Annotated in this window: 15 protein-coding genes; 7 read left to right on the top strand and 8 right to left on the bottom strand. The window is 62.6% G+C overall.

Features of this window, described 5'->3' with window-relative positions:
• Positions 1 to 177 precede the first annotated feature (177 nt).
• Together AvAM_RS01855 and AvAM_RS01850 are read left to right on the top strand one after the other, a co-directional pair.
• Positions 178 to 1,800 (top strand): sensor domain-containing diguanylate cyclase, encoded by a 1,623-nt coding sequence (locus tag AvAM_RS01855; protein ID WP_137745472.1) that lies wholly within the window; start codon positions 178 to 180, stop codon positions 1,798 to 1,800.
• Positions 1,801 to 2,004: 204 nt separating this feature from the next.
• Positions 2,005 to 2,949: an AEC family transporter gene (locus AvAM_RS01850; protein ID WP_137745471.1), complete on the top strand. Its 945-nt coding sequence runs from the start codon at positions 2,005 to 2,007 to the stop codon at positions 2,947 to 2,949.
• A 27-nt stretch (positions 2,950 to 2,976) separates the two neighbouring features.
• Here AvAM_RS01850 and pdxH read toward each other — a convergent pair whose 3' ends face one another.
• Positions 2,977 to 3,618 carry a pyridoxamine 5'-phosphate oxidase gene (gene pdxH / locus AvAM_RS01845; RefSeq protein ID WP_137745470.1) on the bottom strand — a complete coding sequence of 214 codons (642 nt, stop codon included), beginning with the start codon at positions 3,616 to 3,618 and terminating at the stop codon, positions 2,977 to 2,979.
• Between the two features lie 105 nt (positions 3,619 to 3,723).
• Here pdxH and AvAM_RS01840 point away from each other — a divergent pair, with 105 nt between their 5' ends.
• From AvAM_RS01840 to AvAM_RS01830, 3 genes are all read left to right on the top strand, one after another.
• The gene (locus AvAM_RS01840; protein WP_137745469.1) at positions 3,724 to 4,296 is read left to right on the top strand and encodes a TetR/AcrR family transcriptional regulator; all 573 of its coding nucleotides are present in this window, start codon (positions 3,724 to 3,726) and stop codon (positions 4,294 to 4,296) included.
• A gap of 146 nt (positions 4,297 to 4,442) precedes the next feature.
• Entirely contained in the window at positions 4,443 to 4,904 is a 462-nt protein-coding gene (locus tag AvAM_RS01835; RefSeq protein WP_137745468.1) for a (2Fe-2S)-binding protein, read from the top strand.
• 28 nt (positions 4,905 to 4,932) lie between these two features.
• Positions 4,933 to 7,212, top strand: a complete 2,280-nt coding sequence (locus AvAM_RS01830) for a xanthine dehydrogenase family protein molybdopterin-binding subunit (protein WP_137745467.1) — start codon at positions 4,933 to 4,935, stop codon at positions 7,210 to 7,212.
• Here the strand turns inward: AvAM_RS01830 and AvAM_RS01825 are convergent.
• A complete protein-coding gene (locus AvAM_RS01825; RefSeq protein WP_137745466.1) occupies positions 7,199 to 7,396 on the bottom strand; it encodes a hypothetical protein in 198 nt (65 codons plus the stop codon). The genes AvAM_RS01830 and AvAM_RS01825 overlap by 14 nt on opposite strands.
• Positions 7,397 to 7,604: 208 nt before the next feature.
• On the opposite strand from AvAM_RS01825, the gene AvAM_RS01820 reads away from it, so the two are divergent.
• Positions 7,605 to 8,045 (top strand): hypothetical protein, encoded by a 441-nt coding sequence (locus AvAM_RS01820; protein ID WP_137745465.1) that lies wholly within the window; start codon positions 7,605 to 7,607, stop codon positions 8,043 to 8,045.
• 242 nt (positions 8,046 to 8,287) lie between these two features.
• On the opposite strand, the gene AvAM_RS01815 is transcribed toward AvAM_RS01820, so the two are convergent.
• The 3 genes from AvAM_RS01815 to AvAM_RS01805 all read right to left on the bottom strand — a co-directional run bounded on the left by AvAM_RS01815 (position 8,288) and on the right by AvAM_RS01805 (position 9,447).
• Entirely contained in the window at positions 8,288 to 8,497 is a 210-nt protein-coding gene (locus AvAM_RS01815; RefSeq protein WP_137745464.1) for a hypothetical protein, read from the bottom strand.
• A gap of 32 nt (positions 8,498 to 8,529) precedes the next feature.
• The gene (locus AvAM_RS01810) at positions 8,530 to 8,943 is read right to left on the bottom strand and encodes a hypothetical protein (protein WP_137745463.1); all 414 of its coding nucleotides are present in this window, start codon (positions 8,941 to 8,943) and stop codon (positions 8,530 to 8,532) included.
• 324 nt (positions 8,944 to 9,267) lie between these two features.
• On the bottom strand, positions 9,268 to 9,447 hold the full coding sequence (locus AvAM_RS01805; protein ID WP_137745462.1) for a hypothetical protein: 180 nt from the start codon (positions 9,445 to 9,447) through the stop codon (positions 9,268 to 9,270).
• A 15-nt stretch (positions 9,448 to 9,462) separates the two neighbouring features.
• Between AvAM_RS01805 and AvAM_RS01800 the strand changes: the two genes are divergently transcribed.
• The gene (locus tag AvAM_RS01800; protein WP_137745461.1) at positions 9,463 to 10,050 is read left to right on the top strand and encodes an NTP transferase domain-containing protein; all 588 of its coding nucleotides are present in this window, start codon (positions 9,463 to 9,465) and stop codon (positions 10,048 to 10,050) included.
• Between the two features lie 99 nt (positions 10,051 to 10,149).
• Here the strand turns inward: AvAM_RS01800 and AvAM_RS01795 are convergent, their stop codons facing one another.
• The 3 genes from AvAM_RS01795 to AvAM_RS01785 all read right to left on the bottom strand — a co-directional run bounded on the left by AvAM_RS01795 (position 10,150) and on the right by AvAM_RS01785 (position 12,155).
• Positions 10,150 to 10,812: a DUF4124 domain-containing protein gene (locus AvAM_RS01795; RefSeq protein ID WP_249367870.1), complete on the bottom strand. Its 663-nt coding sequence runs from the start codon at positions 10,810 to 10,812 to the stop codon at positions 10,150 to 10,152.
• A gap of 121 nt (positions 10,813 to 10,933) precedes the next feature.
• Positions 10,934 to 11,461: a superoxide dismutase family protein gene (locus tag AvAM_RS01790; protein WP_137745460.1), complete on the bottom strand. Its 528-nt coding sequence runs from the start codon at positions 11,459 to 11,461 to the stop codon at positions 10,934 to 10,936.
• 100 nt (positions 11,462 to 11,561) lie between these two features.
• Positions 11,562 to 12,155 (bottom strand): gamma-glutamylcyclotransferase, encoded by a 594-nt coding sequence (locus tag AvAM_RS01785; RefSeq protein ID WP_137745459.1) that lies wholly within the window; start codon positions 12,153 to 12,155, stop codon positions 11,562 to 11,564.
• Positions 12,156 to 12,225: the final 70 nt, after the last annotated feature.

The following is a 12,225-nucleotide window of genomic DNA, read 5'->3' as shown; positions in this document are numbered from 1 at the left end:
ATGGTTGATTTTTCGATCCGTCAAGGCGATGCAGCCTCAGTCCCCGTGATGGCGCGCACCCGATTCTGGAATGGAGTTTGCACCGCAGCAGGCCGCCCACAACCGGGTTGTGCGACGCGCGAAGGACTTGTTCAGCGCCGCCCTGCATGTACCTGACCTGTTTTGCGATATCCCTGCATGCCTAACACTCCCGCGCCGTCCGCGAACCTGCTGCAACTGCTGCCCGAGGCGGTGGTGCAGACCGATGCGCTGTGGGAGATCACGTATCTGAATCCCGCGTGGCACAAGCTCACGGGCCATCCGGTGGCTGCGGCGCTCGGCAGGTCTTTGCTGGAGTTCGTGCATCCCGACGACGTCGGCACCATGCGCTCGGGCATGCCGGTGTTCCGCTTGCGCTTTGCCGACGCGGACTACCGCTGGGTGCGCCTGCAGTTCCACCCGGAGACGGATGCGGCGGAGCGGGTGATCAGCCGCCAGGGTGTGCTGATCGAGATCACCGAGGTCACCGAACAGGTGCTGGTGGAAGTTCGCCAGCGCTTTTTGCGCTTGCTGGAAACCATTGATGGCGTGGTGTGGGAGGCTGAAATCGGTGTGGGCAATACCTTTCTGAGCCCGCAGGTCGAACGCTTGTTCGGTTACTCCGTCGAGGAATGGCGGGCGGACCCGGGCTTCTGGCGGGCGCATGTGCATCCCGATGATCTGGCGCAGGCCCTGGTGATTGACGATGCCGCCTACAACGCCACACACAGCCATGCCTACGAGATGAGTTACAGGCTGATTGCCAAGTCTGGCAAGGTCGTGTGGGTGCGTGATCTGTGCCGTGCCGTGGTCGAGCCGGGGCGACCAAACCGCATGATCGGCCTGATGATCGATGTCACCCAGCAGAAGGACACCGAACTCGAATTGGTGCACTCTGAAAACCGCTATTCGCTGGCAACGCGCGGATCCAATGACGGTATCTGGTACTGGGACTTGCGAACGGACGCTCTGCATGTGTCCGGGCGTTTTCTCCAGATCGTCGGGCTGGGTAGCCGCGATCATGTGCACGACGGAGGCTGGCGCTTTCTGGAGCAACTCATCGATCCCGAGGATCGCGCTCGCGTGCAGGAGGCCTACCGCAGGCACCTGTCGGGAAACAGCCCGAACTTTTCGGTGGACTTCCGTGCGTTCCACGGGGCTGGGCGGCTGGTGTGGGTCAATTGGCGCGGGCTCGCCGAGTTCGAAAATGGTGTGCCCGTGCGCATGGCGGGATCGCTCAGCGATCTGGCCGAGCGTGGCAGCTCCTACGATGCGCTGACCAACCTGCCCGGCCGGCCGTTGTTCCGCGACCGCCTTGCGCAACTGATCGCGCTGCACCAGAACGAGGTGGTGAACGGTGATGGCACGCCGACACGCGGTGGAGCCACGATGTTCGCCGTGCTGCTGCTGGACCTCAACGGGTTCAAGGCTGTCAATGACAGCTACGGGCACCATGTGGGCGACCAGCTCTTGCAACAGGTGGCGCGGCGGCTCGAATCCTGCGTGCGGGCGGTGGATCTGGTCGCCCGCATGAGTGGTGACGAGTTCAATGTGCTGCTGGAGTCCATTGATCCCGCCGAAGCCAGCCAACGCGCCCACCAGATTGCCGCGGCCCTCGCTGCGCCGTATGTGATCGGCACGCACACTGTGATCAGTGGCGCGAGTATCGGCTTGGCCAACAGCGCATCCAGGCTGGCGACGGTGGACGACTACCTGCGCGCTGCAGACACCGCCATGTACCGGGCCAAAAGCCAGTCACTGGGCGTGTGCGTTTTTCAATAAAGCGCGTTCCAGGGCGTCGTTGGCGCCGGATTTTTTGCATCAAAATGGCCTCTTTCGCCTTCTGCGCAAGCGCTAGTAGCTATTGAATTCATAGTGCAGAGACGCGCGTGAGGCCGCCGCCCAAGCCACAATAGGGCCCTGCTACTGGCTCTTTGCCCCCTCCAACTTGCCCCTTCTTGCCGCGTTCGCACGTCGGCTACCGCCTTGAACTCGCCCGTTTTCACCTCGCTGATCCCCGTCATCCTGTTCATCGCCATCGGTTTTTATGTGGGACGGCGCGGCTGGATCCGTGCAGCGTCGGTCAAGGACCTGGCCAACCTGGTGTTCATGGTGCTCACGCCCGCGCTGCTGTTTCGCACCATGAGCACGGTGCACATTCAGGACCTGAACTTTGGCCCCGTGGGCATCTACTTTGTGGCTTTTGGTGTGGTGTATGCAGCCACGCTGGCACTGCAGGGCTTCAACACCCTGGGCGCTGCGCGGGCGCTGGCCAACACCTTCAGCAACACGCTGATGATCGGTGTGCCCCTGGTGGGCCTGGTGTTTGGCGATGCAGGGCTGGTCACGCTGTTCACGTTGATCTCGGTGCACTCGCTCATCCTGCTCACCGCCGCCACGGTGGTGTTCGAGCTGGCCGCCGCGCGCGAACACGCGGGGCAGGCGGGCGGCACCCAGCAACCCCTATGGCGCACCGTGCTGCAGGCGATGCGCAACGGCATCGTGCACCCGGTGCCACTGCCCATCATTGCGGGCCTGCTGTTTGCGCAGACCGGCCTAGTGGTACCCGAGGTGGTGGGCAAACCCCTGCAGCTGCTGGGCCAGGCCCTGGGGCCGATTGCGCTGCTGCTGGTGGGGGTGACGCTGGCGTTCACCAAGGTCGGCCACCAGTTCAAGGCCGCGCTGCGCATTGCGCTCGTCAAATGTGTGGCGCACCCACTGGTGCTGGCCGCCCTGGGCTGGGCGCTGGGCCTGTCGGGCCTGCCGCTGGCGGTGAAGATCGTCGCGGCATCGCTGCCCGTGGGGGCCAACGTGTTCCTGTTCTCGCAGCGCTACCGCGTGGCAGAGGAAGAGGTGACGGCCAGCGTGGCCGTGTCTACCGCGCTGGGGCTGGTGACGATGCCGGTGGTGATATTGGCGGTGACGCGGTAGGTGGTGGGTTGAGCACCGAGCCTGGACTCAGGGCGCCAGCCGCTCTCGCACCCACTCGCCCCCGTCCAGCCGGTAGCGCAGCCGGTCATGCAACCGGCTCTTGCGCCCCTGCCAGAACTCCCACAGATCGGGCTTGAGGCGGTAGCCGCCCCAGTGCGGCGGGCGGGGTGGCTTGAGCATAAACTGCGCGCCGTACTTGGCCGCGTTGGCCACCAGCACACCCCGGCCTGAAATCACCTGGCTTTGCGGGCTGGCCCAGGCGCCAATGCGGGAGTCGAGCGGGCGGCTTTGGAAGTATTCGTCGCTTTCTTCGTCGCTCACCTTCTCCACCGTGCCTTCGATGCGCACCACCCGTTCCAGCTCCACCCAGTGGAACTGAAGGGCGGCAAAAGGGTTGCCCGCCAGTTGGCGGCCCTTGCGGCTGTCGTAATTGGTAAACCAGACAATGCCGCGCTCGTCATAGCCTTTGATGAGCACGATGCGGGTGCTGGGGCGCAGGTCGCTGCCCACGGTGGCCAGCGTCATGGCGTTGGGCTCGGGCACTTCGGCGCTAATGGCTTCTTTGAGCCACTGGTCAAACTGCTGCAGGGGGTCTGCGTGCGAGGCGTCTTCGTTGAGTTCGGCGCGCTCGTAGCTTTTGCGGAGGTCGGCGATGGAGTTCGTGGTCATGGCCACGATTGTGCACCCCGGGATTTGCAGCCCGGTCGCGCGGCAAGCTGCTCCATGAAAGGCGTGGTTGTTGTCGAATGCTTATTCGCTTATATTGGCGCAGCGATGAAACCCAAAGACGACGAAAAACAGCGCGCCATAGCCCAGGCCACCTTCGAGCTGGTGGCCCAGACAGGGCTGAGTGGCCTGACCATGGCCGAAATCGCCCGCAACGCAGGGCTGGCCACGAGCACGCTGTATGTGTACTACCCGTCCAAGGACGAACTCATCAGCCAGCTCTACCAGGACGCCAAGACCGTGACCGCCGCCCGCATCATGGAAGGTGTGGTGCCCGGCACGCCTTACCGGGGACGGGTGCGGCGCATCTGGGGCAACCTGCTGCGCCACCGATTGGACCAGTATGCCGAGGTGGTGTTCCAGGAACAGTACTACAACTCGCCCTGGTTCACCGAGGGCAACCGCGAGTTTTCGACCCGGCTGATGGCGGGCTTTTTTGCGTTGATGGAAGAGGGCCAGCAGCAGGAAATCTTGAAGGCGGTGCCCATACCCCTGCTCACGGCCAGCCTGGTGGGCTCGGTGCGCGAGACGGGCAACCTGATCCGCACCCAGGTGCTGCCCGATGAAGAGGCCGTGCACCAGATGGCCTTTGGGCTGTGCTGGGACGCCATCAAGGCCTGAGAAGCCCGGGCCAGCACGAATTCTCGATTTCGGTTTTAATCGAATAAATATTCTCTAAAACAACAACCCGGCGAACAACCACCCCAACGCCGTACCTGCTTGCGCTGTGCTTTTGAGCGCTGTCCTTCACCCCAAGGAGTCCCACGATGCCTACTTTGAACGTCAACGGCAAAGACACCCCCGTCGATGCCGACGAATCCACGCCCATCCTCTGGGCCCTGCGTGACACGCTGGGCATGACCGGTACCAAGTTTGGCTGCGGCCAGGCCTTGTGCGGCGCCTGCACGGTGCACCTGAACGGAGCGCCCATCCGCTCGTGCATCACGCCGATCTCGGCGGCCGCAGGGCAGAAGATCACCACCATTGAGGCCGTCACGGCCAGCGACAAGGTGGGCAAGGCCGTGCACGCGGCCTGGGTCAAGCACGACGTGGCGCAGTGCGGCTATTGCCAAAGCGGCCAGATCATGAGCGCCACCGCGCTGCTCAAGGGCAAGAAGAAGCCCACCGACGCCGACATCGACGCCGCCATGGCGGGCAACGTATGCCGCTGTGGCACCTATGTGCGCATTCGCGCGGCCATCCACGACGCCGCCAAGGCGCTGGCCTGACCGACACCACCGACCGAAGGAGAACACCATGCATTTCGACCCTTCTGCCGTGGCAGCCGCACGCAGCCACATGCCAAAAAACCTGCTTTCGCTGATGGATAAGGCGCAAGCAGCTACTGATTCAATAGCATCGGACGCAACCGACGGTGTGGCGCGCCGCACCTTTCTGAAGGTGACTGCGGCCTCGGGCTTTGCGCTAGGGGCGTTCCCCTTGGTGGCCACCGCACAAGGCGCAGGCGCCGCGGCTCCTGCGGGCCTCAAGCCGCATGAGCAGCCCTCGGCCTTTGTGCGCATCGATGCCGATGGCACCGTCACCGTCACCATCAACCGCCTGGACTTTGGCCAGGGCGTGCAGACCGGCCTGCCCATGATCCTGGCCGAGGAGCTGGATGCCGACTGGAGCAAAGTGCGCAGCGTGCACGGCGACGCTAACCCGGCCTATGCCGACCCGGCGTTTGGCATGCACCTCACGGGGGGCTCCAACTCCATCAAGAACTCGTACACCCAATACCGCGAACTGGGCGCGCGCACCCGGGCCATGCTGGTCGGGGCTGCCGCTGCGCAGTGGAGTGTGGACGCGTCGGCCCTGCGCACCAGCAACGGCTTTGTGGTCGGCCCCGGCGGCAAGAAGCTGGGCTACGGCCAACTGGCCGAAGCCGCCATGAAGCAGCCCGTGCCTGAAAAGGTCGCGCTCAAGGACCCCAAGCAGTTCCGCATCATCGGCAAGCCCACCGGGCGGCTCGATGCCAAGGCCAAGTCGAGCGGCCAGCAGGACTACGGCATCGACGTGCGCCTGCCCGGCATGCTCACGGCCGTGGTGGCCCGCCCGCCCGTGTTTGGCGGCAAGGTGAAGTCGCTGGACGACAGCGCTGCCAAAGCCATCAAGGGCGTGAAGGCTGTGCTGCGCGTACCCACCGACCGGGGCGGCGAGGGCGTGGCCATCATCGCCGACGGCTACTGGCCCGCCAAACAGGGCCGCGACGCGCTGAAGGTGGAATGGGACACCAGCGCAGTCGCCAAACCCGACACCGCCCAACTGCTGACACAGTACCGCGAACTGGCTGCCAAGCCGGGCAATGTGGCCATGCAGGCCGACATGGCGCCGCTGGCCGGCGCGGCACACAAGATCAGCGCCGAGTTCGTCTTCCCGTACCTGGCGCATGCACCCATGGAGCCGCTCAACTGCACCGTGAAGCTGGACGGAGACAAGGCCGAACTCTGGATGGGCACGCAGATGCCCGGCCTGGACGCCATGGCCGCCGCCAAAACCCTGGGCCTGCAGCCGCAGAACGTCAAGGTCAACACCCAGATGGCCGGTGGCGGCTTTGGCCGCCGCGCCATCCCCACCAGCGACTACGTGGTGGAGGCCTGCGGCGTGGCCAAGGCCGCGCGCACTGCGGGCATCACCGCCCCGGTGCGCACCCTGTGGAGCCGCGAGGACGACATCAAGGGCGGCTACTACCGCCCTATGCACGTGCACCGCGCCGAGATCGGGTTTGACGCGCAGGGCAAAATCCTGGCGTGGGACCACACCATCGTCGGCCAGTCCATCGTCAAGGGCTCGCCGTTCGAGGCCTTCATGGTCAAGAACGGCATCGACGCCACGGCCATCGAGGGCATGAAGGAGCCCTATGACGTGCCCATGAAGCTGTCGGTGCACCACCCCGATGTGAATGTGCCCGTGCTGTGGTGGCGCAGCGTGGGCTCCACCCACACGGCCTATGCCATGGAGACCCTGATCGACGAAGTGGCCCGCACCACGAAGCAAGACCCCGTGGCCTACCGCCTGGCCCTGATGGGCGACAAGCACCCGCGCCACAAGGCGGCGCTGCAGCTGGCCGTGGCGCAATCGGGCTACGGCAAAAAGAAGCTCGCCCCCGGCCGCGCCTGGGGCGTGGCGGTGCACGAGTCGTTCCAGTCGGTCGTGGCCTACGTGGTCGAGGCGTCGGTCAAAGACGGCACGCCTAAGCTGCACAGCATCACCGCAGGCGTGCATTGCAACCTGGTGGTCAACCCGAAAAGCGTGGAAGCACAGGTGCAGGGTGGGGCGCTGATGGGCCTGTCGATGTGCCTGCCCGGTGCTGCCATCACCTTGAAGGACGGCGTGGTGGAGCAAAGCAACTTCGGCGACTTCGCCGTGCCCCGCATCACCGACATGCCTCAGGTGGCTGTGCACATCGTGCCCAGTGCGGAGCCACCCACGGGGATGGGTGAACCCGGGTTGCCGCCGCTGGCGCCTGCGTTTGCGAATGCGGTGGCGCGCTTGACGGGGAAGACGCCTAGGGAGTTGCCGTTCAAGCTGGCTTGATATGGCTTGTTGGAATAAAAGCGCCGGGTTTGAAAAAGCCCGGCGTTTTTTTATGGCTCATTCGGTCGCGCCAGTTCGGCCTGCGGGGAGTTGCTGTGGCGGTGTTTGGCGACCAGCTTTGGGCCTTGTTCAAGCGGTAGTGAATGTGGTGGTGAGGTTGCTGCAATGCAGCGATTGCCGTCATCCAGACTTAGCCATCGAACGCGTACTATCGGCCAACACCAGCCGATCACGGCCAGCCCAAGCGGTCTACCAATTCGCATCAACCAGTCGATCCAGTACAGTAGGCCAGCTTCCACTACAGCTATCGAATCATGCGTATTCAGGCGTTGCTCAATGACCAGCCCGTTTGCACTGCTGGTCTGGATACTAGGGGATTCCTCAGCGCGCACTTGAACATCGAAGTGCGTTATTCCGAGCCTGATGCACAGAATGTTCTGCGCCTCGTTGGCATTGAGACCCATAAAACAGAGTCTGTGCACATCGATTGGCCCGTTGTGAACGTTAAGGAGGGCGATGTCGTAACACTCAAGCTCCTGCCAGATGGTCGATCAACGGAGCCGGTTCAAATGAAGCGCAGTTCTGAGGCCCCTTCGAATCTATTGACTAACACCGGGCTCGCCAGCCGCATCCTGGCTGTTTGCTCAGCGTTTGAGACACAACTTGAAGAACTCCTTGCCGAATCAGTATCTCTCGAGCCCTCAAATGAAGTCGCAAAAATTCACCGTGCATATGCCGAAGTGGCTGCCAGTCTCGGGGCGCACTTGCTATATCCCATATATCGCAGCCACGCTTCGCTGATACCGCCAGAGTTGCAGGGTGAGGTGCTGTAAGGTTCCCATGAGTGACCGCTTGGTAACCTCGCCACCGGCAACTCCTGGCCGAAAGCGGTATCTCATCTATCTCCACACCTTAGCGATCTGAAAACAGAAAACGCTTTCGGTGCTGCGTGTGGACATCGAGCTAATTGATGCACAACCGATTATTTTTTTAGATTGCAGCGAATATTTTGACGATGAGGGACGGTTATAGGCCATCGCCAATGGCTGGTGTCACGCCGTATGCTTGGCAGCGCTCAATCTTTGAGATCCACCCCAAGAATGCCCAGCTTTTGAGCATACGAGTCCCTGCGTTTTGCAGCCTTTGCAGCTGTTTCGGTGGCGGCTTGGATTGCCTTGGGGCCTTTATTTGCTGCAGCTTTGATCAGCCCGAACTTATGATCGGCATCTGCCTCGGCCCGCTTGAATGTGGCAATCAGTTCAGCATGCGCAGTGGGTGGACTCACAGTGGCTCCCATATCAGTCAGCGTCGGTACTTTTAAATTTTGACGTTGGTGCGAAGCAAGGCCGTTTTTAATTCGCGCGTGGCCGGTTTGGAAATATCCACCTTTTGCACCGCCAGATCGAACGAAGAGCCTGGCTTGATGCTGGTGGGCAGTATCTTTTTAGCTGGAAGCTTGGCAGGGTAGGTGCCTTTACCCGGACACATGCGAACGGAAAACCCGAATTCCTCGAGCAGGCCCTTTGCATACAGCTCCGTCAGTTGGTGAAACGATACAAAAGTGGAGCGTTTCACGTCTTTGAGTCCGGGCTGGCTGACGTCGCGAACGAGCTCGAATTTTCCCAGTGAATCTCGCTGCGTATCGGTAAAAGGATGCAACAAGAAAGTCTGACGAACGCCATCTTTTTTGGACACCAAAGAGTGCTCGACGGTTATATCGGTTAACAGCATATTTTTCCTGGCTCAGCGAGTTGTGGTTTGCACGGCCACATAAGCCGACGTACCACCCCAAGTAGCAGATTTTTTTCAAGCCCCGCACCGGGGAGCCAATGCCCCTTGGGTTGCGAAGTGCGCGATACGGGCAAAAATCACCCGGCGGGCGAGGACTTTAACCGAAGGGCAGCCAATCGCCGAACCCTATTGCTTGTCAAACAGACCGCTTCGGGTCAAAAACTGCCTGCCAATGGTGGTCGAGTAAAAGTCCGAGCCACAGCCCGCAGATTCGTAAGCGATACCTATTTTTCTCTAGCAATCGCCTCTAATTTCGATAACACCTTATTTCGCAGGTACCCGCGTCATCGCCTCTTTCATGGTTTTGACAATCGCATCCTGCAAGTGGTGCAGCTGCCCTCCAGGAGCAAAGATGTCGGACTGGTCGCGACCGAGCTTGCCGGTCACGGTCCAGCCGTTGCTGCGCAGCGATGCCATGATCTGACTTGCCTCCAAATCAAGCATTCCCTCATCCACTCCATGCCTCTCCCTCTCACCCCACCCACCGTCCTCATCCTCGCCTCGGGTCGCGGCGAGCGTTTCAAAGCATCAGGCGGCAGCGTTCACAAACTGCAGGCCTTGTTGGCGGGCAAACCTGTGCTGCTGCACACGCTGGATGCCGTGCGCGCCAGTGGCTTGCCCTGGCATCTGGAGGATGCCGGACACCCCGGTATGGGCGATTCGATTGCAGCCGCTGTGCGGCAAACAGTGAGCGCTGCGGGCTGGCTGGTGTTACCGGGCGATTTGCCGCTGGTGCAGCCCGCCACGTTGCGGGCCATGGCGCAGGTGCTGCTGGACCAGAGGGCCATGGTGGCATGGCCGGAGTTTGCGGGAGAGCGGGGGCACCCAGTGGCGTTTGGGCGGGATTGCCTGGAGGGTTTGCTGGCCTTGTCTGGCGAGAAGGGTGCCGCGCCGGTGGTCCGGCACTGGGAGCAGTTGGGGCGTGGGCTGGCTGTGCCGGTGCAGGACGAGGGTGTGGTGTCGGACATTGACACCGTGCAGGCGCTGCAACGGGCCGAGGCGTTGTTGGCGAAAACTCAGGTGCACCGAGACGCTGGCGGTCGCTGATCTGGAGCGCATATCAGCCGAAGAAGTCCTCGGCTGATGTGTTCAATGCGGCCCCGGCGGGGTGCGATTCAGCGGGCCCTGTCGGTCTGCGTCGCGGACTCAGGAGCAGTGCCAGCTTGCGGTGGATTTGCCCGCAGACTTGGTACACATGCGACCGTCGGCCGCGGTGATAGCGTCTGCATTGGTCTTTTTGTAAACGGCACCAGCATCGTCATAGCAGAACCCGCTGTCGCAGTGGGTAATGACCGGGTTGGCTTTCACGATCACCTTGGGCGGCTCTTGCATGAGCGGTGTGTTGGTGCCACAGGCGGCGTTCACATTGGTAATGGCGGCATTGGTGCGCACGCGCTTTTCATCGGGCGGCAGGGTTCGAATGCTGGAGACGAACTCCACTTCTTTCTGCGCATTTTTGCAGGCCGGAGTGGCGGCAAGGGGTGTCTGGGCGCTGGTTTGGCGGGGGGAGGGGAGCGGTGCGTCTTGCTGGACGCGCTCGGCAGCTTGTGCCCGGTACTTTCTGTCGGTCGCGGCGTCTGCGTTGGCGCGGTCCTGGGCAATCTCTGCCGCGCTTTTTTGGCGCTCGATCAGTTTGCTGGTGTGCCCTTCAGCGCACGGCGCATCGGTGTAGATGCTTTGGCCTGCTGCGTTGGTGCAGCGATGCACTTGGGCTTGGGCTGCCGACATCACAACAGCGCAAATGGCAATTCCCATCAGTCGGCTTGTTCTCATGGTTTCCTCCTGTACCGAGAGCAACGTTTGAGCCACCGTGTGCGCTGACCGTTTGTGAAGCTATGGCGCGAAAAAAAGCCGCTGCGGTGGGCAGCGGCTTGGAGCCAGTGTTGCGGTGCCGGGGCCAGAGGCTGCCGCCGGGCACAAGGCCAGCGGTTTATTTGGCAGCGATGACCGCACAGGCCAGGCGGGGCCCGGCATTGCCGGTGGGCTGGGTCTTGTAGTCGTCGGGGTCGCGGTGGACGATCAGGCCCTTGCCTACGATGTCATTGGCCGTGCTGCCCACGCGGACCGTGCGCGATTCGAAATTGAACGTGGCCACGCCGTTGGCATCGGCCTTCAGGCTGGGCAGGTCGCCCGTGTGGTGGTCGCCCATGCCGTGGTGGCCGTGGGCCTTGCCGCCGGGGTTGAAGTGGCCGCCCGTGCTCATGCCATCGCCGCTGCTGCAGTCGCCCTTTTCATGCACATGAAAGCCGTGCTCGGCATTCGGCTTGAGGCCGCTGATGGAGCCCGACACCTTCACCACGTCGCCCGACTGCACAAAGGAAACCGTGCCTGTCGCCGTGTTGCCGCGCGTGGGTTCCAGCTTGGCGGTGGCACTGGGGCCCGAGGAATAGGCTGCGCAACCTGCCATGGCAAGCACAGCAATGGTCGAAAGGGCATATGCAAAACGAATCTTCTTCATGGTTCCAACTCCTGCGGAAAAGTAAAAGAACGCGGTATTGAACCCGGCCCCAAGGCACAGTCTCGCCAACCGCAGCACGCGCGTCCAGCAAAAGTGTGCACTATGCCTCTTTATGGACCAGCGCAATCAATCGGGCCAGTGCCCGGTCGTGGATGCCGTGCCGCCGCAGCTCGTCGTAGGTGGCCTGGGCGTAGTCCCGCGTGGTGCCATAGCGGCCGCAGGCTTCGTCAAAAATGCGGCGGTACTCGTGGTCGGGCAGCTCGCCCGTGTGGTTGGGGCTTTTGCGGGAGAGGGTGAAGGCCAGTGCACTCACCGAGCCATGGGGCGTCTGGCAGGCCAGCCAGCGAGGGTCATACACGCCGGTGGGCATTTCGCGCTGCCACAGGTTGATCATGACCTGCCGGGCGTGCGCCTTGTCCACCCGGAACACCATGCCCCGGCAGCTGCCGCCCGAGAGCATGCCAAACACCAGGCCCGGGCATTCTGGCGTGCCGCGGTTGATGCGGCTCCACATCTTCAGGGCCCGGTGCCAGCCATGCACCTTGGCAGGGCGGCGCTCGGCGTAGTCAAAATCCGGGCGCCAGATGAGCGAGCCGTAGCCAAAGATCCACAGGTCCTGGTGGCCGCCCCATTCATACAGGGCGCGCTCCAGCATGGGGGCCGGATCGCGAAGGGGCGCAGGGAAATTCGTCATGGGAGCACTCTACAATCGAAAGCTTTGTTCAGCATGCCGGGCGGCACCAACATCATGGCGTTGGGCGTTG

The organism is Acidovorax sp. NB1 (assembly GCF_005405905.1).
Classification (GTDB): domain Bacteria; phylum Pseudomonadota; class Gammaproteobacteria; order Burkholderiales; family Burkholderiaceae_C; genus Acidovorax.
Note: the sequence above shows the minus strand (reverse complement) of the source record. Positions and strands in the feature narration are given on the sequence as shown.